This is a genomic window from Pseudomonas triticifolii, assembly GCF_014358015.1.
Taxonomy (GTDB): domain Bacteria; phylum Pseudomonadota; class Gammaproteobacteria; order Pseudomonadales; family Pseudomonadaceae; genus Aquipseudomonas; species Aquipseudomonas triticifolii.
This window is the reverse complement of record NZ_JACONV010000002.1, coordinates 17,768-43,347: the sequence shown is the minus strand read 5'-3', so window position 1 is coordinate 43,347 and position 25,580 is coordinate 17,768. Positions and strand designations below refer to the sequence as shown.

The window sequence follows — 25,580 nt, the reverse complement described above, 5'->3', positions numbered from 1 at the left end:
CTTCAAGGAGAGTTTCATGACCCTTTCATTTGCTGCCAAGGCATTGATTCTGATGCTTTTTCTGGGCAGCACACTGTACGTGCACCTGCGCGGCCAGGCGCGACTGCCATTGTTGCGGCAGTTCGTGAATCATTCGGCGCTGTTCGCGCCCTATAACGCGCTGATGTACCTGTTTTCCCGTGTGCCGTCCAAGCCGTACCTGGACCGCAGCAAGTTCCCCGAGCTGGATGTGCTCAAGGACAACTGGGAAACCATTCGCGATGAAGCGATGCACCTGTTCGACGAAGGCTATATTCGCGCCGCCGAAAAGAACAACGACGCCGGTTTCGGCTCGTTCTTCAAGAAAGGCTGGAAGCGTTTCTACCTGAAGTGGTACGACAAGGCGCTGCCATCGGCCGAGGCGTTGTGCCCCAAGACCGTTGCGCTGGTCAACAGCATTCCTAACGTCAAAGGCGCGATGTTTGCCCTGTTGCCGGGCGACAGCCACCTCAATCCGCATCGCGACCCCTTTGCCGGTTCCTTGCGTTATCACCTGGGCCTGTCCACGCCCAATTCCGACGACTGCCGGATCTTCGTCGATGGCAAGGAATACTCGTGGCGCGATGGCGAAGACGTGATGTTTGATGAGACCTACGTGCATTGGGTCAAGAACGAAACCACCCAGACCCGCGTGATTCTGTTCTGTGACATCGAACGTCCATTGACCAATCGCCTGATGACTCGCGTGAACCGCAGCGTCAGTGCGTTTCTGGGCCGTGCAACCGCACCGCAGAATCTGGACGACGAACGCGTCGGCGGCATCAACCAGGCATATGCTTTCAGCAAGCGTTTCAGCGATGGTTTCAGTGGCAAGGTCAAGCAGTTCAAGCGCAGCAACCCCAAGGCCTACCGCGTTTTACGGCCTGTGCTGGCGGTACTGGTCCTGACTCTGCTGGGCTACTGGTTGTTTGGTTAAAGGCTCGCCTGTTTAGATCGATGTCGGCACGGCTTGCAGATTGATGCGCATGGTGGAGGTCCGTCCACGTTGCTGCTCCAAACCCATGCCGACATCGCGGGTCGATAATCGAAGGTGTTCCCGCTACCGCTTGGGAGCGATCATCATCGGCCTCAACTCAAACTCACGTGCCGACTCAACAACGCACGCAATGCCGCAGGCTTGACCGGCTTGGGCAAGTAGTCGAGCCCGGCGGCGTGCACTTGCGCTATCAGTTCGGGTCTACCGTCGGCACTGATCAATACGCCTGGCACAGGCTGGCCGAGGCGGGTTCTCAGCCAGGCCATCAGCTCGGTGCCGGTTTCACCCTCGTCCAGGTGGTAGTCCACCAGGGCGATCTGCGGATGGACGCCGTTGTTCAGCAGCGCCTCGCATTCCTGACGATTGCGTGCGGTCCATACCTGACAGCCCCAGCGCGACAAGAGGCTGTTCATGCCAATCAGAATGCTGTCTTCGTTGTCGACGCAGAGCACCTGCGTGCCGTTCAGCGCAGGCCGATTGATCTCGACCCGCTTGTCAGGCAAGGGTGCCTGAAGCGAGGCGAGGGGGACCTGCACGCTGAACACGCTGCCTTTGCCGGTCCAGGAGCGAACCTGCAACGGATGTTCGAGAATTCGGCACAGGCCGTCGGCAATCGCCAACCCCAAACCCAGCCCTTTGGCCGCGTGAGTCTGGTGACTGTCCAGGCGCTTGAACTCTTCGAAAATCACCTGGCGTTTGTCTTCGGGAATACCCGGGCCGCGGTCCCAGACCTCCAGGCTCAGGCTGTCACCACGACGCCTGACGCCCAGCAAAATCGGGCCTTTGGCATAGCGGATCGCATTGGTCAGGAAGTTTTGCAGCACTCGGCGCAACAGCTTGATATCGCTGTCGACCCTTAACGCGCTGCCCCTGACGCGAAACTTCAAGCCCTGTTCCTGTGCCAGCACCTTGAATTCCGCTCCGAGGGTGTCGAACAGCGCGTTGAGCGGGAAGGGCTGACGATCCGGGGCGATCTTGCCGTTCTCGATGCGCGAGATATCCAGCAGGTCGCTGATCAGATCCTCGGCCGAGCGCAACGAACTGTCCAGATGCTGGATCAGTTGCTGGGCGTCGCTGGAGATGCCTTCTTCCTGATGTGACAGCGCAGCCGAAAACAGCCGCGCGGCGTTTAACGGTTGCATCAGGTCGTGGCTGACCGCAGCCAGAAAGCGGGTTTTGGATTCATTGGCTGCTTCGGCGGTGCCCTTGGCCTCGGTCAGGGCCTGGTTCAATTGCGACAGCTCGTGGGTGCGCTCTGTTACGCGCTGCTCAAGACGTTCGTTGACACCTTTGAGGCCCTGCTCGGCAGCGCGGAACGCAGTGATGTCGGTGAAGCTCATGACGAAACCGCCACCGGGCATCGGGTTGCCGATCAGCTCGATGACCCGGCCGTTGGGGAACAGCCGCTCTGACGTATGAGCGCGGCCCTGACGCATCCAGTGCAGTCGCCGCGCCACGTGCACTTCGGCTTCACCCGGCCCACACAGCCCGCGTTCAGCGTTGTAGCGGATGATGTCAGCAATCGGACGTCCTACGCCGATCAGGCCCTCCGGGTAGTTGAACAGCTCCAGATACCGATGATTCCACGCCACCAGCCGCAGCGACTGATCGACCACGCTGATGCCTTGGGTGATGTTTTCGATGGCGCCTTGCAACAAGGCCCGATTGAATTGCAGCACCTCCGAGGCCTCGTCAGCGATGCGCACCACGTCTTCGAGCTGCATGTCCCGGCCTTCGATGGCTGCCTTCACGACCGCCCGGGTCGACGACGTGCCCAGCACACCGGCCAGCAATCGTTCAGTGTGGGCAATCCATTCACCGGTAGCGTTCTGGTTGGGGTTGAAGCTTTTGCCTTGACGGTAGGCGAAACGGGTAAAGCTCTGACGCGCCCGCTCTTCGCCGACAAACCGTGCCGACAGGCTGAGCAAGTCTTCGATCTGCACGGCCAGCAGCGGGCGCATGTAGGCCCGCCCTTGGGTTTCCTGACCGATGAAGCGACCCGCCTGCCAGTGTTCGGTGACCCGCGTGCGCGACAGCATCGACACCCAGGCGAAGAGCGTGCAGTTGCCCGCCATGGACAGCAGCACACCTTGGGTCATCGGCGTGATCGGCAGATCGAACGGGTTGCTGTGCAGCCATGCCAGCAGTGGAAAGGCCTCAAGCGGCCAGCCCATGCCGTGGGCCGCGACGGGCAGCACCAGCGTGTAGAACCAGATGAAAATCCCGGCCGCCAGCCCTGCGAACACACCCCGTCGGTTGGCCTGCTTCCAGTACAGCGCGCCGAACATGGCCGGTGCCAGTTGAGTGATTGCGGCGAAGGCGATCTGGCCAATGGTTGCCAGGCTGGCGGTCGAGCCCAGCATTCGGTAGCTGACGTAGGCCAGCAGCAAAATCATCACAATGCTGATGCGGCGCACCGAGAGCATCCAGTACCGGAATGCCTCGAACGGCCGCTCTGTATTCTTGCGACGCAACAGCCAGGGCAACAGCATGTCGTTGGAAATCATGGTCGACAACGCCACGCAGGCCACGATCACCATACCGGTCGCCGCCGATGCACCGCCGATGAATGCCAGCAGCGCCAAGGACGGGTGTGCATGCGCCAGTGGCAGGCTGATCACGAATGAGTCCGGCAGCATCGAGTCCGGCAGGAGCATTTGCCCAGCCAGGGCGATAGGCACCACGAACAGCGCGGCCAGCGCCAGATAGGCCGGAAACACCCACTTGGCCAGATTCAGGTCTTGCGGCTCTATGTTCTCCACCACCGTGACGTGGAACTGCCGGGGCAGGCAGACAATCGCCATCATCGCCACGCCGGTCTGGACGAACATCGACGGCCAGTTGATCGTGTCTTTCCAGTACTCCTCAAGGCGTGGTGCCAGCTTGGCCTGATTGAACAGGTCGTCAAAACCGTCGTACAGGCCGAAGGTCACGAATACCCCGACGGCCATGAACGCGAACAGCTTCACCAGTGCCTCGAAGGCTATGGCCAGAACCATGCCGCGATGGTGTTCGGTCACATCCAGATTGCGCGCCCCGAACACGATGGTGAACAGCGCCAGAATCAGCGACACCACCAGTGCGGTGTCCTGAGCGCGCGTGCCGGTGGAATCAGCCACGGCACCGATCAGGATATTGACCCCTAACACGATGCCTTTGAGCTGTAGCGCAATGTACGGCAGCATGCCGATCAGGCAGATCAGCGCGACCATGACTGCCAGTGACTGGGATTTGCCGTAACGCGCCGCGATGAAGTCGGCAATTGAGGTGATGTTTTCCTGCTTGCTGATCAGCACCATTTTCTGCAGCACCCAGGGCGCCAGCACCATCAGTACGATCGGTCCCAGATAAATAGGCAGGAACGACCACAGCTGTTCGGCTGCCTGACCCACCGCGCCGAAGAACGTCCAGCTGGTGCAATAGACCGCCAGCGACAGGCTGTACACCCAGGCACGCATCGTCGGGCGCAGTGATGCGCTGTAGCGGTCACCGTAGAAGGCGATGGCGAACATGATGGCCATGTAGGCAAGGGCAACGGCGGCGATCAGCCCGCTGGACAGCGACATATCGGATTCCAGAACGTATCGACAGCACGCAGTCTCGCACGACCGCAGCACTTCGTCTTTCTCGACCAAGGTCGAGCGTGGCGGGGTGACGCAGACTGCCCAACATGCTCGGCATACCTGGCGACCGGAAATATCCTATCGACATTACGCTGCGTTGCGTCTTCAATGTGCCTCGGATTGGCGGCGACGCCAGTGTGCCCAAGCCTCTCAGGACCACGGACGATGAGCCAGCAGTCACAATTCAGCCTTCTAGGAAAGCGGCGCTTCCTGCCGTTTTTCGTTACGCAGTCCCTCGGGGCATTCAATGACAACGTCTTCAAACAGTCGTTGATTCTCGCCATTTTGTACAAGCTGGCCATCGACGGGGATCGCTCGATCTACGTCAACCTGTGCGCCTTGCTGTTCATTCTGCCGTTCTTTCTGTTTTCTGCCTTGGCTGGACAGTTCGGCGAGAAATATCCCAAGGACACGCTGATTCGGATCATCAAGTTCGGCGAGATCGTCATCATGGCGGTGGGGGCTGCAGGCTTTCTGTTCAATCATCTGTGGATGATGCTTGCCGCGCTGTTCGCGATGGGGACGCATTCGGCGCTGTTCGGGCCGGTGAAGTATTCGATCCTGCCGCAGCACCTGCGCGAGAGCGAGCTGGTGGGCGGCAACGCGCTGGTCGAGATGGGCACGTTTCTGGCGATTCTGGCGGGCACCATCAGTGCCGGTGTCATGATGTCCGCCACGCACTACGCCTGGATTGTCTCGGCAGCCATCGTGTTGATTGCGTGCCTGGGTTTTCTGGCCAGCTTCGGTATTCCGCGAGCGGCTGCGGCCTCTCCTGAAATGAAGCTCAACTGGAACATCTTCACTCAGTCCTGGGCAACGTTGCGCATGGGGCTTGGGCAGACGCCTGCCGTGTCGCGCTCCATCGTGGGTAATTCATGGTTCTGGTTTGTCGGTGCTATCTACCTCACCCAGATTCCGGCCTACGCCCAGCAGTTGATGTTTGGCGACGAAACCGTGGTCACGCTGATTCTCACGGTTTTCTCTGTGGGCATCGCACTGGGTTCGCTGCTCTGCGAGCGTCTGTCCGGGCATAAGGTGGAAATCGGTCTGGTGCCATTCGGCTCCATGGGGATCACCGTATTCGGTCTGCTGTTGTGGTGGCATTCGGGCGGCTTTCCTCAGAACGTTCAGGCCAATGACTGGCTGGCGGTGCTGGGCTACGCGCAGGGTCGCTGGGTGTTGTTCGACATCCTGGGCATCGGCGTCTTCGGCGGTTTCTACATTGTGCCGCTGTATGCCTTGATCCAGTCACGCACGCCCGAGAAAGAACGCTCGCGGGTCATCGCCGCCAACAACATCCTCAACGCATTGTTCATGGTGCTGTCAGCGATTGTCTCGATCCTGCTGCTCAGCTTTGCCGAGCTGACCATTCCGCATCTGTTTCTGGTGGTGTCGTTGCTCAACGTGGCGGTCAACGTCTACATCTTCAGGATCGTGCCTGAATTCACCATGCGCTTCCTGATCTGGCTGCTCGGCCATTCGATGTACCGCGTCGAGCATCGCAACCTTGATCAGATTCCCGAAGAGGGCGCCGCACTGCTGGTCTGCAACCACGTGTCCTTTGTCGATGCGCTGCTGATTGCCGGTGCGGTGCGGCGGCCGATCCGCTTCGTCATGTACTACAAGATCTACCGTTTGCCCGTGCTCAACTTCATCTTCCGTACGGCCGGCACCATTCCGATTGCCGGACGCAACGAAGACATGGAGATCTACGAACAATCCTTCAAACGCATTGCCCGCTACCTGGCCGATGGCGAGCTGGTGTGCATCTTTCCGGAAGGCAAACTCACCACAGATGGCGAGATCAGCGGGTTCAAGAGCGGCATGACGCGCATTCTTCAGGAAACGTCCGTGCCAGTGATCCCGATGGCGCTGCAAGGGTTGTGGGGCAGCTTCTTCAGTCGCGATCCCGAGAAGGGACTGTTCCGCCGCTTCTGGTCACGGGTTGTGCTGGTGGCAGGTGCGCCCATCGCGGCAGACGCCGCCGCGCCTGTGGAGGTGCGTGAGCAGGTGAAGGGGTTGAGAGGGGCGCTGCGTTAGGATTGGCAGCCTGCGCATAGCGCCGACTGCCACACATCTGAACCTGATCGCGGCAATGCCCGCAGGGGCGATCAGGTCAGTGCAGAAGTTGTGTCAATCCACCGCCGACTTACGCAACGTCACCTCGCTTTCCTCCTCCGGCATTTTCCTGAAATACGTCGATAGCAACGCACCGGAAATGTTGTGCCAGACGCTGAACAGCGCGCTCGGCACGGCCGCCAGTGGCGAGAAGTGGGCGCTGGCCAGTGCGGCGCCAAGCCCTGAGTTCTGCATGCCGACTTCCAGCGCCAGCGACTTGCGCTGGGGCAATGGCAGCTTGAAGACCTTGCCAGTGAAGTAGCCGAGCAGGAAGCCGAAGGTGTTGTGCAGGATCACCACGGCCATGATCAACAGCCCGGATTCAGCGATCTTCGCCTGACTGGCAGCCACCACGGCGCAGACGATCATCACGATGCTCACCACTGACACCAGTGGCAATACATCCACCGCATAGCTGACCCGCGCGCCCAGCAGGCGTTGCGCCATAACCCCCAGCACGATGGGCAGCATCACCAGTTGCAGGATCGACCAGAACATATCCATGAAGGACACCGGCAGCCAGGCCGAGGCCAGGAACCAGATCAGTGTCGGGGTCAGCAGCGGTGCGAGCAGGGTGGTGACGGCTGCAATGGCGACCGCCAGCGCCAGATCACCCTTGGCCAGCCAGGCCATGACATTGGACGATGTCCCGCTCGGGCAGCAGCCCACCAGGATCACGCCGACGGCAATTTCAGGCGGCAACTGGAACACCTGGCACAGCAACCAGGCAACGCCCGGCATGATGACAAAGTGCGCGACCACACCCAGCGCGACGCGCCAGGGGTTACGTGCAACTTCAGAGAAATCTTCAAGTTTCAGGGTCAGGCCCATGCCGAACATGACCAGCCCCAGCAACGGCACAATCCAGCTTTTGAGGCCGATGAATACCTGTGGCAACAGGAATGCCAGAATGGCGAACAGCAGCACCCAGTACGCAAAGGTGTTGCCGACAAAACGACTCAAGGCGGCGAGGGCGCGCATGGTCTGCTCCTTCTTTTTATACGTGCCAGATAAACGCGCCGTCTATAGAGACGGCGCTTTGCTTGGACCCACAGCGTTATTGCGTTAGATACCCTGCGGGACTTCTTCGCCGCCCAATGCTTCGAACAACTGCGGCAGGAATTCGCCAAAGGTCAGCATCATCAGGGTGAAGCTGGCATCCAGTTGACCCAGCGCCTCGTCGCCGCCGTCCTGTTCAGCCTGATCTTGCAGCAGGTCTTCGAACTTCAGACGCTTGACGACCATCTTGTCGTCCAGCACGAACGACAGTTTGTCCTGCCAGGCCAGCGACAGTTGAGTCACGACCTTGCCAGTGCTCAGGTGAAGCTGGATTTCGTCGCCGGTCAGGTCCTGACGCTTGCAGCGCACAATGCCGCCGTCTTCGTGGGTGTCGCGCAGTTCGCATTCGTCCAGAACAAAGAAGTGGTCGGCCGCTTTCTGGGTCTTGACCCAGTCAGTCATGGTCGCGCTTGGCGAGACCTTGACGGTCAGCGGACGAACCGGCAACGAGCCGATCACTTCACGCAATGTGGACAGCAGGTCTTCGGCGCGTTTCGGGCTGGATGCGTTGACCAGAATCAGGCCTTGCTTGGGCGCGATGGCGGCGAAGGTGGCCGAACGACGGATAAAGGCACGAGGCAGGAAAGCCTGGATGATTTCATCCTTGAGCTGATCGCGTTCCTTCTTGTAGACCTTGCGCATTTGCTCGGCCTCGATCTCTTCGACCTTTTCCTTCAGCGCGTCACGCACGACGCTGCCCGGCAGAATGCGTTCTTCCTTGCGTGCGGCGATCAGCAGGAAGTCCTGGCTGATGTGCACCAATGGAGCGTCCTCGCCCTTGCCGAAGGGCGCGACGAAACCGTAAGTGGTCAACTCCTGGCTGGCACAGGCGCGCGCCGGTTTGGTCGCCAGTGCTGTTTCCAGCGCCTCGGCGTCAAAAGGCAGATCCTGGGTCAAGCGATAGACAAGCAGGTTTTTGAACCACATGAGGTGAATCTCTCTTTCTACACAAAGGGGGGCATTATTCGCTCCTCAGCCTCTTGGGCCAAGCCTGCGCGCAGCCTTTGTAAGCCTTTGGAAGGATTATAAAAATTATTTAAAAAAGTGCTTGCCAGAGTACAGGTCGCTCCGTAGAATGCGCGCCACACCGAGAGTGAAGGGTGATTAGCTCAGCTGGGAGAGCAGCTGCCTTACAAGCAGCGGGTCGGCGGTTCGATCCCGTCATCACCCACCAAACTCTCTCTTAGTGTTACGCGCAGCGGTAGTTCAGTCGGTTAGAATACCGGCCTGTCACGCCGGGGGTCGCGGGTTCGAGTCCCGTCCGCTGCGCCATATTCAGCTTCAAGGCCCTTGAACTCCTTGAAGCAAACAGAAAGCCCGCCTTGTGCGGGCTTTCTGCTTTCTGCTTTCTGTCTTTCCGCTATTCCCCCCTTTCCCGATTGGTCAGCGCTGCGTTGAGTCAGCGAAGCATGCTGTTTCCAGGCATCACATCCGCCTAAAGACGAGCCGTGTCAGCGGAGCCGTCTCACGCAATCTCAGCCTGAAGAGAATGCGGATGGCCGGGGCGCACATGTGCGTAGTGCCGACCGGCATCATCGCTGTGTGTTGCTCCCTCGCGGTGAAACGCCCAACCGCTTTGTATCTCTTTTTCCTGCGCGCCGTAAGAATTGACTTGGCGTTTTGTAATTCTCCAATTACAGCTTAAAAGCGGTGTTCCCGGGCTTGATTAAGGCGATTGCGTGGTATTAGCTGCAGGACGTTGGCTGGAGCTTTCCAAGGCTGACCTCAAGCGTTAATCAACTGTCTAATCTGGCGTACCCGTTCCATCAAAAGGACTTGATGCGTTCTAGAACTCAAAGGGATTTGTATGAAAAAAGGTATTAAAGGATTGCTGGCTTCGTGTGCCATGGTGGTCTCTGTCGGCGCCCTGGCGACGCCAGTGCTGCATACGGCGACGGTCGATCAGAACGGTGCTGTCATCGCCCAGTCCTCTTCATGGATCAAGGCGATCAACCTGACTCGTCAGAAAGATTACTTTGCAAACTATGAAGTCAGGTTCGCTGACGGGCTGTTCAAACAGGCACCCGGTTTCTGCTCCGTTTCCTCGATCGATACATCCGACTATGACCGCCTGCTTCATGGCCACGCCAAGCTGGGCGGTGCGGCGACAACCGAGAAAGTCAATGTGCTGGGCCTGATGGTCGGCAAGAACGAACCCTCCGGTGATTCGGCAATGAGCTTTCAATTGGCCTGCATTCACTGACGGCCACCTGTAAAACGAGCCCCGCCCAGTGCGGGGCTTTTTGTCTGCCGTTCACTGACATCTTTTCAACCTGTGCGTTTGCGCGGATCATCCTGTGATCTCGAACACTACCTGGGCGCGTCATGAACCTACCTCTTCAAGGCATCAAAGTCGTAGAACTCGGACAACTCATCGCCGGACCCTTTGCTGCAAAAGTCCTCGGTGAATTCGGTGCCGAGGTCATCAAGGTCGAGCCGCCGCTGACGGGTGATCCGCTGCGTAAATGGCGTCTGCTGCATAACGGTACGTCAGTGTGGTGGGCCGTACAGTCGCGCAATAAGAAGTCGGTCACCCTCGATTTGCGTCAGCCGCAAGCCCAGGAAGCGGTTCGGCGCCTGATCAGCGATGCGGATGTGCTGATCGAAAATTTCCGCCCCGGCACCCTCGAAGGTTGGGGGTTGGGTTGGGAAGCGCTGCACGCGCTCAACCCGCGTCTGATCATGCTGCGCATCTCAGGCTATGGACAGACGGGCCCTTATCGCGACCGACCGGGATTCGGGGTAATCGGCGAGGCCATGGGCGGTTTGCGGCACCTGTCGGGTGAGGCAGGGCGCACGCCGGTTCGGGTTGGCGTGTCGATTGGTGACTCGCTGGCGGCGATGCAAGGTGTGGTCGGCATTTTGCTCGCCCTGCGTCATCGGGATCAGAACGGCGGCGCAGGTCAGCAGGTAGACGTCGCGTTGTATGAGGCCGTGTTCAACGTCATGGAAAGCCTGATCCCCGAGTATTCGGTGTTCAACGTCGTCCGCGAACCCGCAGGCAGCAGCATGCCGGGTATCGCACCCACGAATGCCTACCGGTGCAATGATGGCAAGTACGCGCTGGTGGCAGGCAATGGTGACAGTATCTATAGACGGCTGATGGAAAAGATCGGCCGGATGGACCTCGCCAACGATCCCGACCTTGCGCACAACGATGGACGGGTCCGGCACGTGGCGCGCATCGACGCAGCGATCTCGACCTGGACTGCCGAGCGCTCGCTGGATGAGGTGCTCGATGCGTTGAATGAAGCGCGCATCCCGGCGGGAAAAATCTACGATGCCGCCGATATCGCCAATGATCCGCACTATCTGGCGCGGGACATGCTGCTGCAAAGCACGCTGGACGACGGTACGCCTGTGACGCTTCCGGGGATCCTGCCCAAATTGCAGGATACGCCGGGTCAGGTGCGCTCGGCCGCGCCAACACTGGGTGAGCATACGGACGCGGTGCTGCAAGCCCATGGCATTGATGCCGACACCCGGGCGCAGTGGCGCGCACTAGGGATCATCTAAACAGCCATTCTCGTACAGATAGTCGATGGCGGAAGCCCGATCAATCGCACTGGCGCGACCGGGTCGATTCGCTCTGTTTACGTGTGCGATCCTGATCTGAATCTGATCGAGATCAGTGAACCGGTGTCGGGCGCGAACAGCCGCTGAGCTGCGCGCACCGCGGTTCGCAATGATCAGCTCAGGCCTGACATCCACCTTTGTTGTAACTCCCTTGCTCGGGAACGAAGGCTTTGGCGGCATCCGGTTGGGTGAGAATGTAGGCGCGCCGCCACGGCTGATCGTCGATCAGCTTCCAGCGATGACCAGGTCCTGTGGTGTCCTGGGCCAACAAGACTTCGCCTGGATGCAGTACGAAATTTTCCCCGCCGGTGGTTGAGAACTCCAGCGTGCCCGACAGGGTGATCACGTACTGCTCTTCAGGTGCCGGGTGCCAGTTGTAGGTGGAGTGAGCGGGGGTTTCGGAGAAGTGCAGGGCGCGGGTGTCGACCATTGCGTTTTGATCGAGGGTGCCCCGCACCACGTGGGTGAGGTTGTCCGCGCCGGTGCACAGGCGGAAGGCCTTGATGCCCTGAGTCGGCATTGCCGCCGGTGCTGTTGCCGCGAAGGCTTCACTGCCAAGAGGCAGCATGATCGTGGCAGCAAGCAGCGCCCACTGAGCTGAGTGCCTGCGCGCTGAGCGAGCCGAGACCTTGGTCGTGTTACAAGGGGTCATTTGCATAAGGCTTACCTGATATCGAGAGACGGCGTGGAGCCTCGGGCTTCAGTCGATGGCCGTGGCAGGTTTCGGGCTGCAATGCCCGCGCCGAGAATCGAACCACATCGCAGGGAGGTTAAAAATTATCTTTAATTTCATGTCGATACTCTTACAAACCCTGTTTCAGACGGGCCAACGTCCAACCTCCAGCGGCACGATGAGGCAGTGGACATATGCGTATCACGTGTCGAGCCTGTTGCCATCTGCATCGACCCGCTCGGATCTGCGAGAGAATCGTCAACTGAACTGCAACTGAACAGCCCGGTGTCAAACCGGTAAAACCTTTGGATACCTGAACTTATCGCTGTTTTGCCTCTCTGATGCCGGTAGCCATTGATCGCGGCGGCCTGATAAGCTCGCGGCTTTACTCGTTTGCCCTTTTGGCGCATGAACAAGGAATTAGCATGAAACAGCATCGGTTGGCAGCGGCGATTGCCCTGGTCGGTCTGGTACTCGCAGGTTGTGATAAACAAGCCAGCACTGTCGAGCTGAAAACTCCAGCACAAAAAGCGTCTTACGGCATCGGTCTGAACATGGGCAAAAGCCTGGCTCAAGAAGGCATGGACGATCTGGATTCCAAGGCAGTGGCCCTGGGTATCGAAGACGCTGTCGGCAAGAAAGACCAGAAACTCAAAGATGAAGAGCTGGTTGAAGCTTTCGCCGCGCTGCAGAAGCGTGCCGAAGAGCGCATGGCCAAGATGAGCGAAGAGTCGGCAGCGGCCGGCAAGAAGTTCCTGGAAGAAAATGGCAAGAAAGACGGTGTTGTGACTACCGCATCGGGCCTGCAGTACCAGATCATCAAGAAAGCCGATGGCCCTCAGCCAAAGCCGACTGATGTGGTCACTGTTCATTACGAAGGCAAACTGACTGATGGCAAGGTGTTCGACAGCTCCGTCGAGCGCGGCAGCCCGATCGACCTGCCGGTTGGTGGCGTGATTCCAGGCTGGGTTGAAGGTCTGCAACTGATGCACGTGGGCGAGAAGATCAAACTCTTCATCCCGAGCGACCTGGCTTACGGCGCGCAGAGCCCGAGCCCGATGATCCCGGCCAACTCGGTTCTGGTCTTCGATCTGGAACTGCTCGGCATCAAGGATCCGGCAGCTGCGCCAGCACCGGGTGCTGACGAAGATGATGCTGCTCCAGCTGCATCGGCTCCGGCCAAGAAGTAACGCAACACCTGGCTACTGAAAACGCCCTGTCTCGACAGGGCGTTTTTGTGTCCGGCGTATTTCCCGAACGCTTGGCTGTGTGCACAGTCCCACTATCATGGGGAAGGCGGTCGTATTGTCCGACAGTCCGTCAGTGCTGGCGTATTAGCCTCAACTAGGCTCCCAAGTCAACGAATTCATGGGTTTTTTTATGTGAGTAAAAAACGCCCGATTTAACCCCGAGCCCCTGATCGCGGGGGCTCCAGGGTAAAAACGGGCGGCTGTTCACAAGGTTATCCACAACAAATGTGGATAACCTTGGGGCATGGCCCGACGGGTTCTTGAAACTGATGTGTATCGTCACCTTTTCTGAGCGGGAGTGAACATGAAAGCACCGTGGAACCTGATTCGTTACTTGCCTGGAGCGCGTAGTCTCATTGCCGCGGGACGCCTGCCAGGCCTTCTGTTCGCCGTGGCGCGCAAGGGCAACAGCGAAGGCAGTCGTCTGGGCAAGCTCAAAGACGACCTGCGCCTTCTCCAGGGGTTGTGCCTGGCGTACTGGCGTGGCGAATACCGTGACATCAGCCCAAAGGCGATCCTTTCCATCGTTGCCGGCCTGATGTATTTCCTGAGCCCGCTGGACGCGATTCCGGACTGGATTCCTGGCCTTGGCATGTTCGATGACATCGCGGTATTGGCCTGGGTCATGAAGCACCTGACCGACGAACTCGACGCCTTCCGCGCCTGGCGTGACCAGCAGCCGCCCGAAAAACTGATCGTGGTCGAGCGATTGCCTGAAACTCAGGCATTACTGGAGAAAGAGAAGCGCGTTGATTGAGTGAAGCGTTTGAGCACAAGTCATGGTCTTGCGCTGTTAAGATGCCACCTATGGAGCAAACCTGTCCGAAATGTGGTGTTTTCCTGCAAGGGGAGTCTATGGATCTTCAAGTGATATCTCGTGATGGCGAGCCGGAATATGCGGTGCTTCCCTGGGCTCAGTATCAAGCGCTGCTAAAAGCCGCTGGCCTTGCTGAAAAGCCTCGCTCGCCAGTGGCTCAGCCGAGACTTGAAGTTGCCGACTATCCGGCTTTCAGTCAGTTGGGTGCTCTGCGCGATGCCAAGGGCCTGGATGTCTCGACACTGGCGCGCGCCGTGGGTATCAGCCCCTCCTACCTTGAATTGATCGAAAGCGGCACCCGAGAGCCCGATGCTGCCATCAAGCGGAGCCTGGCGTGGGAGCTGGGTGTTCCGGGCTGGCGGGGTGAGTCATGAGCGTGCGCATCAGCCGTCAGCATTGGGACGGGTTGTTGAACGAGCTCGATCACGCGTGTCGCCAGCGTCATTTGGTGACCTACCGTGCCTTGCTGGAGCGCCTGCAACTGCCCACCCCGGCAATGCAGACGTTGACGGCAGCGCTTGAGCATCTGGCGGCAATGGATGCCCGTGCCGAACGGCCACTGCGCAGTTCGCTGGTGATCAGCCAGGGCGCAAGTCGTCTGCCACGCCCCGGTTTCTTTGAATGTGTCGAGCGCCTGGGACGCTTTTCCGGACCTTCCGATGGTGTAGCGGCCGCGTCATGGCACGCAGCCGAAGTGGTGCGCGTGTTCGAGTACAACTATCCAGAAGTCGAAGCCCAGACGGGCAGCGCATGATGTGCCAAACGGGACGCTTTGCGTCCCGGGCACCAGGCTGCGCCCCGGCGTAACCAACGATCCGTTTTGTCTCCCTTATGCATCCACCAGCAAGTCCAGTCGCGACGAGTCGATGACATGAATGCTGGCGCCCGCCACATCCTTGGCGAAATGTTTGGCTTGTGAGGCAAGGTCGGCCAACTGGCTGGCGTTGACGTGTACGCAGTTCTCTTCGCGCAAATGCACCACGCCGATCGACAGTGACAACAAAGGAAACTCCTGACGCTGCCCTTGGCGATTGAGCGCTACAAAGCAACCGGACTCAAGATGCTCGGCCCGGTAAAAGCGACGGCACTGGTTCTGGAAGTCCTCCAGCAGGTGGTGCAGGCGTTTTTCCCAGTCCTCGAAGCCCAGCACCATCAGAAAATCATCCCCTCCGATGTGCCCGACGAAGTCCCGGCTCGGGTCGACGCGATCATTCAGGCACTGCGCCAGGCACAGCAACACTTCATCGCCGCGCGCGTATCCGTAGATGTCGTTGAAAGGCTTGAAGCTGTCGATGTCTACGTAACAGATCATCGATTCGCGGCTTTGCTGGATCAGGCGCGTCAGGCATTGCTGAATCGGTACATTGCCGGGTAGCAGGGTCAGCGGGTTGGCATAGCGCGCCTGCTGGATCTTCATTTCGGTAATCAGCTTGAGCACGTCGATCACCCGGCCCAGTCCGATATAGGCGCCGTTGAAGATGATGATGAAGTCTTCTTCAATCCGTTGACGGGCGCGGCTGGTAAGCAGGCGGCTGACCTGTTGCATCGACTGGCTGACCTCCACGGCCAGAAAGTCATCGCTCATCAGGCGGCTGATCGGCTTGCGGGCGAACAGCTCGGTGCCAAACGGCTTGAGCAGCGCCTCGGAGAGCGAATGGCGATGGACGATACCGCAAGGCCGGCCTTCGTCATCCAGCACGGCCAGCGAGTTGAGGTTGGCTTGCTTGCGAAATGCTTCCAGCACGTCGGCGGTCGGTGTGGACTGGCTGACGGATGGCTGCGGGCTGAGCAGGGCGGAGAGGTCGGACGCTTCCTCGTTTAACGTCAGCGCAGGTACCTCGGCCTTGGGCAGCATGGCGCGGGTATCGCGCGGTGGGCGTTCTTGCGGACGCGCCAGCAGATAGCCCTGCACCAGGTCCACGCCCATGTCGGTCAGCGCCGACAACTCCTCGGGCAGTTCGATGCCCTCGGCAATCACGATGGCCCTTGAGGCCTTGGCCATTTGTAGCATGGAGCCGACGAACTCACGCTTCACGGCATCCTGATGAATGCCGTCGATGAAGTGTCGATCGATCTTTACGTAATCCGGCCGCAGCTCCGACCACAGGCGCAGGCTGGAATAACCCGCGCCCAGATCGTCCAGCGCGATGGAAAATCCCATGTCCCGGTAGTGATGCAGCGCGTTGTACAGCAGGTCGAAATCGTCGGTCGGCATTTGCTCGGTCAGTTCGATCACCACGTCCTTTGGCGCGATGCCGTAGCGACGCAGCATCTCAAGGGTGCGCCCGGGCGGGTGAGAGGTTTCGAGCAATGATTCCGGGGATACGTTGAGGAACAGCTTGCCCGGCAGCTTCTGCTGGCTGAAACGGCGACACGCACTTTCGCGACAACTCAGTTCCAGCTCGCTCAGGCGACCTGCCTGGCGCGCGATGGCGAATAGATTCAGGGGTGAGTGCAACGGGCTGTTGGACGGGCCGCGGGTCAAGGCTTCATAGCCCAGGATGCTACGTTGCGACAGCGAGATGATGGGCTGAAACAGGCTGTGCAAGTCGCTACGAGCCAGAATGGAACTCAATGCGCCCAGCTGTTCGGTCACGGTCATGATCATCTCGATGGCAATAAAAAGGGCTGAACGCCTTCACGTTCAGCCCGTTATTTCACGACAGCTTCATGACGGTTTGATGACCGTTGCTACTAATAGGCCATCAAACGCCATACGCCGCCTATTTCTTTGCAACTGAAGCGCTGAGGCCTAGATAGTCGATCAGGATGCGACCAGTTTCGGACAGGTATGCATCATCTTCCGGCTTGGTCTTTTCGTCTTCGACCGGCAGAGCGTCTTCGTCCTCTTTCTTCAGTTCCTTGAGCGGTTCTTCACCCTTGGCCTTTCGGCGGGTGTTCTCCAGTGCCAGCTGCTTGCCTTCGATGGACGCATGTTCAGCGCGGCGATCAGCTTCATTGAGGCTGACGGTCTTCTCGTTCATGAGTTTCTTGGCCAGCGCCAGGCGATCCTCGATGAACACGAACTCGGCATCCTTGGCAGAGCGCGCCTCATGACGGGCCTGGAGTTGCGCCAGGAATGGCTTGAACGGGTCGATGGCAGGCTTGATCGCCGGTTTGATGCTGTCCCACGGCATGGCCTCGGGCAGGGCGCTCTCGCCGATTTCCTTGGTGTCGATCAGCGACGGGTAGGTGATGTCCGGCACCACGCCCTGATGCTGGGTACTCTGCCCGGAAACGCGGTAGAACTTGGCCAGGGTCAGCTTCAGCTCGCCATGGTTGAGCGGCTGAATGGTCTGTACGGTGCCCTTGCCGAACGTCTGTCCGCCGATGACCAGTGCACGGTGGTAATCCTGCATGGCACCCGCGAAAATCTCGGAGGCCGACGCAGACAGGCGGTTCACCAACAGCGCCATCGGGCCTTTGTAGAACGCGCCTTTGGCTTCGTCTTCCAGAACATCGACCTTGCCGTCCGCGTTACGCACCAGCACGGTAGGGCCGCGGTCAATGAACAGACTGGTCAGCTCGGTGGCTTCCTGCAGCGAACCACCGCCGTTGTTACGCAGATCCAGTACCACGCCGTCGACCTTCTCGGCCTGCAACTCGGTCAGCAGTTTCTTCACGTCACGGGTAGTGCTCTTGTACTCGGGATCGCCGGCACGGTAGGCCTTGAAGTCCAGGTAGAAGGCGGGGATGTCGATGACGCCCAGCTTGTAATCCTTGCCATCCTGATTCAAGTGCAGGATCGACTTCTTCGCAGCCTGTTCTTCCAGCTTCACCGCTTCACGGGTGATAGCCACGATCTTGGTGGTCTGATCATTCGGCGCATTGCTGGCCGGGATGATTTCCAGACGCACCACCGAGCCTTTCGGACCGCGGATCAGCTTGACCACTTCATCCAGACGCCAGCCGATGACATCGACCATTTCCTTGTCGCCCTGGGCAACCGCAACGATCTTGTCAGCCGGCGCAACCTGCTTGGTCTTGGCCGCAGGACCTGCCGGTACCAGGCGCACGATCTTCACGTTGTCGTTGTCGCTCTGCAACACGGCACCGATGCCTTCCAGCGACAGGCTCATGTTGATGTCGAAGTTTTCCGCGCTGTCTGGCGACAGGTAGTTGGTGTGCGGATCGTAGGACATGGCAAAGGTGTTGATGTACGCCTGGAAGATATCTTCGGCGCGGGTCTGGCCCAGACGAGCCAGCTGATTCTTGTAGCGCTTGGTGAGCGTTTCCTGAATCTTCGCCGGGTCCTTGCCTGCAATCTTCAGGCGCAGGACTTCGTCCTTGACGCGTTTGCGCCACAGGTCGTCGAGTTCGGCGGTGTCCTTGGGCCATGCGGCGTCCTTGCGGTCCACCAGCAGGGTTTCCTTGGTATTGAGGTCGATCTTGTCGACACCTTTGGCCAGTTCTGCAAGCGCAAAGTCCAGACGCGCCTTGATGCGGTCCAGGTAGCGCTTGTAAATAGTGAACCCTGGGTTCAGGTCGCCACTCTTAAGGAAGTCGTCGAACTGGAACTGCCATTTGTCGAACTCGGCAATGTCGCTGGCCATAAAGTAGCTGCGCGACGGATCCAGTTGCTTGATGTAGCTCTGATAGATGATGGCCGAACGCTTGTCGTCCAGCGGCGGCTTGCTGTAGTGATGTCGCTTGAGCAGCTCGACGACATTGAGACTGGCAACCACTTCGTCGCGATCCGGCTGAAGATTATCCCAGCTGTTGGCGGCAAAAGTGCTGGCTGACATCGGCAATACGCTGAGGCCGATAAGCAGTGCGAGGGCGGAGCTTGGGAATAGTTGCTTCATGCTGATTCGACGCGAGGACAATTGATAACGCATATTAGGCCGTCTTTGAGGTCGCCGGTTCCTTCGGACCCGGCCGCATAATGCAAAAGCCCGGGCAAACAGCCACGGGCTCAGTCTGGACTCACTATGGAGGCACTGTGAAGGCATTGCAAGGCGTTGAAGGACATGTGGAATGGGTCGAAGAGCCAAGTCCGGCTCTCGATGTGGGGCAGGTTCGCATCAAAGTCGCTGCGGCGGGTTTGAATCGGGCCGATCTGTTGCAACGTGCCGGGAAATATCCGCCGCCGCCGGGTGTCACCTCGGTTCTGGGGCTGGAGTGCTCAGGCGTCATTGCTGAAGTCGGTCCGGGCACGTCCTGGCTGGTCGGAGACCGCGTCTGCGCGCTGTTGGCGGGCGGGGCGATGGCCGAAGAGGTGGTGGTCGATGCACGTCATGTGCTGCCGGTCCCGGAAGGTTTGTCGCTGCATGAAGCCGCCGCGATCCCCGAGGTTTACGCCACTGCCTGGCTTAACCTGTTTCAACTGGCGGGTGTGAAGCCCGGTGAAAAAGTCCTGCTGCACGCGGGCGCAAGTGGTGTTGGTTCAGCCGGTATTCAGCTTTGCAAGGCGTTCGGCAGCCCGGTCTGGGTCAGCGTCGGCTCGGCCGAGCGGCTGGCTTATTGCGTCGCATTGGGTGCGCAGGGCGGCGTGGTGCGCAGCGAGAGTCTGGAAGGCCTGAACGATTTTGCACCGTTCGACGTGATTCTCGATCCGGTCGGCGGCAATTACGCCGAGCTGAACGTCAAGCTGCTCGGCCTGGACAGTCGCTGGGTGCTGATCGGCACGATGGGCGGGCGCGAGGCGCAGGTGGATCTGGCTCACGTGCTGGGCAAACGGATTCAACTGATGGGCTCGACGCTGCGCAGCCGTGACGAAACCTTCAAGGCCGACCTGCTGCGTGATCTGGGGCAGTTTGTCTGGCCGCTGTTCACTGAAGGTCGCTTGAAGCCGCAACTGGCCAAAACCTTTGCAATCAACGACGCAGAAGCCGCGTTCGAAGAGCTGGCGACCAATCAGGTGTCCGGCAAGATCGTGCTGGTGATCGACGAAAGTCTGAAGTGATGACCGCGGCCCAGAAGGGCCGCGCATTTCAGAAAGAGTCTTGGTAAGCACTCGTCTGTGCGAGGCGGCTTGCCGGCGATGGTGTCGGATCACTCACTGCACGTGTCGACTGAAAAAAACATCGCGTGCAAACGGCCTCCCATCAGGGGGCCGTGTTTCTTTGATGAGCCCTCAGCTCCAGCTGTGCACCGGCCATCCGGCTTTCTGGGCATGTTCGAGCAGCGTAGGGTCAGGGTTGACCACGTTGGGATGGTCGACCTTGAGCAGCAGCGGCAGGTCGTTGCGCGAGTCGGAATAGAAACTTGCCCCCTCCAGGTTTTCCCCTTCGGCGTCCAGCCACTCCATCAGGCGGGTGATCTTGCCTTCGCGGTACGTCAGCACGCCGACTGTGGCGCCGCTGTAAACGCCGTGTTGCACATCCAGTTCGATGCCCAGCACTTCGTCGATGCCCAGACGTTCGGCAATCGGCTTGACCAGGTGCACGCCCGACGCAGAGATCACCAGAATCCGGTCGCCATTGGCGCGATGCCGGGCGATGCATTTGCACGCATCGCTGTAGATGATCGGCTCGATCACGTCTTCTACCCAAGGGCCGACCAGGTGATCGATTTCCTCCGGGGTGCGGCCAGCCATCGGCTCCAGGCTGAACGCCATGTACTCTTCCATTGCCAGCTTCCCGGCGCTGTAGGCGGCCATCAGCTCGTCGTTACGCTGCATGAACGACACCGGATCGACCCAGCCGAGGCGGCCCATCTGCTCGCTCCACAGGGTGGCGCAGTCGCCGCCGATCAGGGTCTCATCCAGGTCGAAAATTGCTAAAGCCATTGCGTACATCCTTAAATCAGTTGTCGGTCAAGCCACCGGGCACAGCGCCGAGGGCTCGATATTCAACGTCACCCGGCGGCCGTCGGGGTGCAGATCATCCGCGCTGCGGTTGAGTACGTCGACCACCAATTCCACACCGCGCGCCTGCACGCGGTAACGAATGACGTTGCCCAGCAGGCTGTGACTGCGCACTTGGCCTTCCAGTTCGCCGGTCAGGCTCAGTTGAATCGATTCCGGGCGAATCGCGATGCGGCTGTTGATCGGGCGCTGCATCAGGCGGCTGGCGTCGTCGGCTTCCAGCAGGTTGTAGTTGCCGATGAAGCCTGCGGCGAACGCGTCCACTGGCGCGGTGTACAAGGTTTCGGCATCACCGCTCTGCACGATACGGCCCTGATTCATCAGAAAGATGCGGTCTGACATGGTCAGCGCCTCTTCCTGATCGTGGGTCACGAAAATAGTGGTCAGGCCCAACTCGCGCTGGATCGCACGAATCTGTTCGCGCAGGTGTTTGCGAATCCGCGCATCCAGTGCCGACAGCGGCTCATCCAGCAACAACAGACGTGGGCGGGTCACCAGTGAGCGAGCCAGAGCCACGCGCTGGCATTGGCCGCCGGACATCTGATGCGGATAGCGCTTGGCGAAGTCCTGCAGTTCGACCAGCTTGAGAATCTCCGCGACCCGCTTCTGGCTGTCGTCGGTGCTGACTTTCTGCATGCGCAGGCCGAAGGCGACGTTCTGCTCCACGGTCATGTTGGGAAACAGCGCGTAGCTCTGGAACACCATACCGATGTTGCGCTTCTGTGGCGTCAGCGGAACCAGGTCCTGGCCGTCCAGCAGGATGCGACCGCTGTTGACCGACGTCAGGCCGGCGATGCAGCGAAGCAACGTAGACTTGCCACAGCCAGACGGGCCGAGCAGGGTGACGAACTCGCCTTTTCCGATGCTGCAGTTGATGTCGCTGAACACCGCCGTGCTGGCGTAGCTTTTCTGCAGGTTTTCAATGCTGACAAAACTCATATCAGTCTTTGTCCTTGTTCAGTCGATTGGCGGCCCAGGTCAGCACCAGCACGAAGAGGAAGTAGGAAATCACCAGTGCGCTGTTGAAGTGGCCACTGCTGTTGCGCATGTTGTTCAGGTAGACCTGCAGGGTTTCGTAGCGTGTGCCGACGAGCAGGTTGGCGAACACGAATTCGCCGAACAGGAAGGAGAACGACAGCAGCAGGGCAATCATCAGGCCTTTGCGCAGGTTGGGCAGTACCACCAGAAACGCAGCCTGCCAGGTGCTGGCACCCAGTAACTGTGCACTGTCCATCAGGTCGGTCAGGTTGATCGCCTGCAGGTTGTTGGTGATGGCGCGGTACATGAAGGGCAGGGCAACGGTGAAGTAGCAGCCGATCAGAATCCATGGCGTGCCGACCATCGCCATCGGGCCTGAGCCATACAGTTGCAGCAGGCCCACCGACGACACCACAGGTGGCACCGCGAAGGGCAGCAGGATCAGGATGTTCATTACGCCGTCGAGGCGCGGGAAGTGGTAATGCACCACGAACAGCAGCGGCAGAATCAGCACCACGGAGAGGACCAGCGCACCGACACAGACCAGCAGCGACTGCCCGAAGGCGGCCAAAAAGCGCGGGTCGCTCCACAGCGCCACGTACCATTTGAAGGTGAGGCCGCTGGGCAGAATGGTTGCCGACCAACTGGTGGCAATCGAGTACAGGAACGTGCCGGCCAGCGGCAGCAGAAGGATCAGAAACAGCAGGTAAACCACGGTCTTGTGGTAGACCCCGGCGGGCCCTTTTTCAACGCGAGACATGGTAGCTCCTTTTCAACAGCCACTGATGGATCAACGTCACCAGGGTCATGAGTCCTACCAGGATCATCGCCAGCGCACTGGCCATGTTCGGATCGAGCGTGATATCGCCCGCCACCATGGCCGCGATGCGAATCGGCAGTACGTTGAAGTTACCCGTCGTCAGCGCATAGACCGTGGCGTAAGCCCCCAGGGCATTGGCCAGCAGAATGACGAAAGTGCCCAGTAGCGCAGGTGTCAGTACGGGCAGACCGATGTAGCGCCAGAACTGGAAGCTGCTGGCACCCAACAGGGCGGCCGATTCGTTCCAGTCTTCGCGCACGGCATCGAACGCCGGGTACAACAGCAGAACGCCGAGCGGAATCTGGAAGTAGGTGTAGAGAATGATCAGGCCGGTCTTGGAGTACAGGTTGAAGTCATCGATGATCCCGGCGTCTTTCAGGATCAAGGTCAGCGCGCCGTTGAAACCCAACAGGATGATGAACGCGAACGCCAGCGGAACACCGGCGAAGTTGCTGGTCATGTTGGCGAACGAATTCACAAAGTCGCGCAGTCGCGAATTCACCTTGCGCAGTGAATAGGCGCCCAGGATCGAAATCAGAATGCCGAACAGGCTCGACCAGAAACTGATCTCCAGACTGAACTGTATGGCCTGTCGATAGAAGCGCGAATTGAAGGCCTTGCTGAAGTTTTCCAGGCCCCAGCCGCTGTCGCTTTGCACGCTGTGGATCGCCACCCATAACAGCGGGGCGATCTGAAACACGATGAAAAACAGCGCAAACGGCACCAGGCACAACAGCGCCAGCCACTTGCCTCGGCTAAAGGTGGTCAATTGAGCATCTCCCGGCAGACGGGTTTGTCGTGCGGCACGCCGAGCAGTTCGCAGATCGTGCCGCACAGGTCGGTCTGGCGTGGCTTGGCGTCCGGGTCCAGGCTGAAGGCTTCACCCAGCACGAACAGCGGCACTTCGCGTTCCTCAGGAAGCAGGCCATTGTGCGAGCGGTCGTTGTTCATGCCGTGGTCGGCAGTGATCAGTACCTGATAGCCGCCGTCCAGCCAGCCTTGCAGGTAGTCGGCCAGGATGATGTCGGCGCTGCGTGCACTGTTGCGGTACTGCGGCGTATCGAGGCCGTGCTTGTGCCCGGCATCGTCGATGTTCATGGGGTGGATCAGCAGAAAGTCAGGTGCATGTTTCAGGCGCAGGCTCTCGGCATCGGCGAACAGGTGCGAATCAGGGTAGTGATCGACCCAATAGAACAGCCCATGCTGGATCGGCAGCTGCGGTGCATCGGTGTGACGGTCGCGCGCTGCGTTAAACGGCGTGCGGTTGTACAGCTCGCTGACCCAGTGGTAAGCGGCGGCTGCCGTACTCAGTCCGGCATCGCGGGCATAATGGAACACGCTGCGCTCACGGGACAGGCGCGAAACGTTGTTATGAACAATGCCGCTTTCGATGGGCGCGACACCGGTCATGATGCACTCGTACAGCGGACGTGAAAGCGCGGGCAGCTCGCACTCCAGCTTGTACAGCGCTGCGCGTCCGGCGGCATGCCAGGCCTGAAGATGGCCCATCGCATGCCGGGCCACGTCGTAGTTGAGGCCATCGAGCACGACGAGAATGACGTTGTGTTTCATGAGCAACTCGCTTGCACGCAGAGTAAGACAGGATCACGCACGGGCGAATGGACTCACCCGTGCGTGCGGTGCGACCTCAGTGTTGAGTCGCGGGACGGGTCAGTTCATCTCGATGATGACTTGCTCGTTCCACTTCTGAGGCAGCGACTTGGAGGTTTTTTCCCAGGCTTCAGCGTTCTTGATCGGCGTCACGTTTTTGTACTGCTCGTCGGGCAGCAGTTTGGCCTTCACGTCTTCAGGCAGCTTGATGTGCTCGGCACGAATCGGACGTGCGTTGCCCTTGGCCAGGTTGATCTGGCCTGCATCGCTGAAGATGTATTCGCGGGTCAGCTTGGCTGCGTTCGGGTGTTTGGCGTACTTGTTGATGATGGTGGTGTAACCGGAAATCACCGAGCCGTCGGATGGGATCAGCACCACGTAATCATCAGGCTTGGCCATCTTGGCCTTGTAGCTCAGGCCGTTGAAGTCCCAGACCACGCCCACTTCGACTTCACCTTTTTCGATGGTCTGGATGGTCGGGTTGGCCAGCGACAGACGTTTCTGTTTGGCAAGTTCGGTGAACAGTTGCAGGCCTGGCTCGATGTTGGTCTCGTCGCCCTTCATGGCGAAGGACGCGGCCAGAACGCCGTTGGCGGCCTGTGCTGCGGTGCTCACGTCACCGATCGACACTTTGTACTTGCCGGTTTTCAGGTCAGCCCAGGTTTTCGGGATTTCCGATCCGTGCAGCAGGTTCTTGTTGACGATAAACGCGATGGTGCCGGTGTAGGCCAGGGCCCAGTGGCCTTCCTTGTCCTTGGCCCAGTCTGGAACCTGGCTCCAGGTGCTTGGCTTGTAAGGCTGGGTAACGCCTTTGGCGACGGCGATAGGTCCGAAGGCGGCACCCACGTCGCCGATGTCAGCGCTGGCGTTGTCTTTTTCCGCATCGAACTTGGCCACTTCCTGCGCCGAACTCATGTCGGTGTCCATGTGCTTGAGACCGTACTTGGCTTCCAGATCAGTCCAGGTGCCTTTCCAGTTCGCCCAGTCATCGGGCATGCCGACGCTATTGATCGCGCCTTCGGTCTTGGCGGCTGCTTCCAGGGTCTTGAGGTCTGTGTCCGCAGCCATGGCCGCCGTGCTCAGGGCGATGGCTGAACCGAGGAGTGATGCCAACAAAAGATGTTTCATTCGAAGCTCCTAGTGCACTTCTTTAACCGAAGTGTTCGTTGCGGATGGTTTGGTCTAGATCAGCAATACCTGAGCCAAGTTAGGCCTTTTGCATGACATTTTCG

21 protein-coding genes, 2 tRNA genes and 1 pseudogene are annotated in these 25,580 nt (G+C 59.3%); 12 read left to right on the top strand and 12 right to left on the bottom strand.

Going from position 1 to position 25,580, the window contains the following annotated elements; translation table 11 throughout:
* Positions 1-16: 16 nt before the first annotated feature.
* A complete protein-coding gene (locus tag H8S56_RS04855; RefSeq protein WP_187518031.1) occupies positions 17-955 on the top strand; it encodes an aspartyl/asparaginyl beta-hydroxylase domain-containing protein in 939 nt (312 codons plus the stop codon).
* 152 nt (positions 956-1,107) lie between these two features.
* Here H8S56_RS04855 and H8S56_RS04850 read toward each other — a convergent pair whose 3' ends face one another.
* On the bottom strand, positions 1,108-4,581 hold the full coding sequence (locus H8S56_RS04850) for a hybrid sensor histidine kinase/response regulator (RefSeq protein WP_187518030.1): 3,474 nt from the start codon (positions 4,579-4,581) through the stop codon (positions 1,108-1,110).
* A gap of 222 nt (positions 4,582-4,803) precedes the next feature.
* On the opposite strand from H8S56_RS04850, the gene H8S56_RS04845 reads away from it, so the two are divergent.
* Entirely contained in the window at positions 4,804-6,678 is a 1,875-nt protein-coding gene (locus tag H8S56_RS04845) for an MFS transporter (RefSeq protein ID WP_187518029.1), read from the top strand.
* A 93-nt stretch (positions 6,679-6,771) separates the two neighbouring features.
* On the opposite strand, the gene H8S56_RS04840 is transcribed toward H8S56_RS04845, so the two are convergent.
* Together H8S56_RS04840 and rdgC are read right to left on the bottom strand one after the other, a co-directional pair.
* Positions 6,772-7,737 carry a bile acid:sodium symporter family protein gene (locus H8S56_RS04840; protein WP_187518028.1) on the bottom strand — a complete coding sequence of 322 codons (966 nt, stop codon included), beginning with the start codon at positions 7,735-7,737 and terminating at the stop codon, positions 6,772-6,774.
* An 84-nt stretch (positions 7,738-7,821) separates the two neighbouring features.
* Positions 7,822-8,742, bottom strand: coding sequence for a recombination-associated protein RdgC (gene rdgC, locus H8S56_RS04835; protein WP_024686305.1), 921 nt, complete (start codon positions 8,740-8,742; stop codon positions 7,822-7,824).
* Between the two features lie 171 nt (positions 8,743-8,913).
* Between rdgC and H8S56_RS04830 the strand changes: the two genes are divergently transcribed.
* From H8S56_RS04830 to H8S56_RS04810, 5 genes and pseudogenes are all read left to right on the top strand, one after another.
* Positions 8,914-8,989 (top strand) — tRNA-Val (locus H8S56_RS04830).
* Between the two features lie 21 nt (positions 8,990-9,010).
* A tRNA-Asp gene (locus H8S56_RS04825) sits at positions 9,011-9,087 on the top strand.
* A 535-nt stretch (positions 9,088-9,622) separates the two neighbouring features.
* Positions 9,623-10,018 carry a hypothetical protein gene (locus tag H8S56_RS04820; protein ID WP_024686306.1) on the top strand — a complete coding sequence of 132 codons (396 nt, stop codon included), beginning with the start codon at positions 9,623-9,625 and terminating at the stop codon, positions 10,016-10,018.
* A 122-nt stretch (positions 10,019-10,140) separates the two neighbouring features.
* Positions 10,141-11,331, top strand: a complete 1,191-nt coding sequence (locus H8S56_RS04815) for a CaiB/BaiF CoA transferase family protein (protein WP_187518027.1) — start codon at positions 10,141-10,143, stop codon at positions 11,329-11,331.
* An 18-nt stretch (positions 11,332-11,349) separates the two neighbouring features.
* Positions 11,350-11,478 (top strand): annotated as a pseudogene (locus H8S56_RS04810) (VOC family protein); the annotation flags it as partial.
* 31 nt (positions 11,479-11,509) lie between these two features.
* On the opposite strand, the gene H8S56_RS04805 reads toward H8S56_RS04810, so the two are convergent.
* Entirely contained in the window at positions 11,510-12,049 is a 540-nt protein-coding gene (locus tag H8S56_RS04805) for a cupin domain-containing protein (protein WP_408003775.1), read from the bottom strand.
* A 440-nt stretch (positions 12,050-12,489) separates the two neighbouring features.
* Between H8S56_RS04805 and H8S56_RS04800 the strand changes: the two genes are divergently transcribed.
* The 4 genes from H8S56_RS04800 (at position 12,490) to H8S56_RS04785 (ending at position 14,885) form a co-directional block, all read left to right on the top strand.
* Positions 12,490-13,254 (top strand): FKBP-type peptidyl-prolyl cis-trans isomerase, encoded by a 765-nt coding sequence (locus tag H8S56_RS04800; RefSeq protein WP_024686310.1) that lies wholly within the window; start codon positions 12,490-12,492, stop codon positions 13,252-13,254.
* A gap of 364 nt (positions 13,255-13,618) precedes the next feature.
* Positions 13,619-14,071 (top strand): YkvA family protein, encoded by a 453-nt coding sequence (locus H8S56_RS04795; protein ID WP_187518026.1) that lies wholly within the window; start codon positions 13,619-13,621, stop codon positions 14,069-14,071.
* A gap of 98 nt (positions 14,072-14,169) precedes the next feature.
* A complete protein-coding gene (locus H8S56_RS04790; protein WP_187518025.1) occupies positions 14,170-14,505 on the top strand; it encodes a helix-turn-helix domain-containing protein in 336 nt (111 codons plus the stop codon).
* Positions 14,502-14,885: a hypothetical protein gene (locus H8S56_RS04785; protein WP_024696015.1), complete on the top strand. Its 384-nt coding sequence runs from the start codon at positions 14,502-14,504 to the stop codon at positions 14,883-14,885. The genes H8S56_RS04790 and H8S56_RS04785 overlap by 4 nt, the downstream gene beginning before the upstream one ends.
* 75 nt (positions 14,886-14,960) lie before the next feature.
* Here the strand turns inward: H8S56_RS04785 and H8S56_RS04780 are convergent, their stop codons facing one another.
* Together H8S56_RS04780 and H8S56_RS04775 are read right to left on the bottom strand one after the other, a co-directional pair.
* Positions 14,961-16,733 (bottom strand): bifunctional diguanylate cyclase/phosphodiesterase, encoded by a 1,773-nt coding sequence (locus tag H8S56_RS04780; RefSeq protein WP_187518024.1) that lies wholly within the window; start codon positions 16,731-16,733, stop codon positions 14,961-14,963.
* Positions 16,734-16,854: 121 nt separating this feature from the next.
* Positions 16,855-18,936, bottom strand: coding sequence for a carboxy terminal-processing peptidase (locus H8S56_RS04775; RefSeq protein ID WP_187518023.1), 2,082 nt, complete (start codon positions 18,934-18,936; stop codon positions 16,855-16,857).
* Positions 18,937-19,073: 137 nt separating this feature from the next.
* Between H8S56_RS04775 and H8S56_RS04770 the strand changes: the two genes are divergently transcribed.
* Positions 19,074-20,036: an NAD(P)H-quinone oxidoreductase gene (locus tag H8S56_RS04770; protein WP_024686316.1), complete on the top strand. Its 963-nt coding sequence runs from the start codon at positions 19,074-19,076 to the stop codon at positions 20,034-20,036.
* A 171-nt stretch (positions 20,037-20,207) separates the two neighbouring features.
* Here H8S56_RS04770 and H8S56_RS04765 read toward each other — a convergent pair whose 3' ends face one another.
* The 6 genes from H8S56_RS04765 to H8S56_RS04740 all read right to left on the bottom strand — a co-directional run bounded on the left by H8S56_RS04765 (position 20,208) and on the right by H8S56_RS04740 (position 25,476).
* Positions 20,208-20,861, bottom strand: coding sequence for an HAD family hydrolase (locus tag H8S56_RS04765; RefSeq protein ID WP_024686317.1), 654 nt, complete (start codon positions 20,859-20,861; stop codon positions 20,208-20,210).
* A 27-nt stretch (positions 20,862-20,888) separates the two neighbouring features.
* On the bottom strand, positions 20,889-21,878 hold the full coding sequence (locus H8S56_RS04760) for an ABC transporter ATP-binding protein (RefSeq protein ID WP_024686318.1): 990 nt from the start codon (positions 21,876-21,878) through the stop codon (positions 20,889-20,891).
* Between the two features lies 1 nt (position 21,879).
* Positions 21,880-22,677, bottom strand: coding sequence for an ABC transporter permease (locus tag H8S56_RS04755; RefSeq protein ID WP_024686319.1), 798 nt, complete (start codon positions 22,675-22,677; stop codon positions 21,880-21,882).
* Entirely contained in the window at positions 22,664-23,506 is an 843-nt protein-coding gene (locus H8S56_RS04750; RefSeq protein WP_187518022.1) for an ABC transporter permease, read from the bottom strand. The genes H8S56_RS04755 and H8S56_RS04750 overlap by 14 nt, the downstream gene beginning before the upstream one ends.
* Positions 23,503-24,309 carry an alkaline phosphatase family protein gene (locus H8S56_RS04745; protein WP_024696012.1) on the bottom strand — a complete coding sequence of 269 codons (807 nt, stop codon included), beginning with the start codon at positions 24,307-24,309 and terminating at the stop codon, positions 23,503-23,505. Before H8S56_RS04745 ends, H8S56_RS04750 begins: the two co-directional genes overlap by 4 nt.
* Positions 24,310-24,408: 99 nt before the next feature.
* A complete protein-coding gene (locus H8S56_RS04740; protein WP_024686322.1) occupies positions 24,409-25,476 on the bottom strand; it encodes an ABC transporter substrate-binding protein in 1,068 nt (355 codons plus the stop codon).
* Between the last annotated feature and the right edge of the window lie 104 nt (positions 25,477-25,580).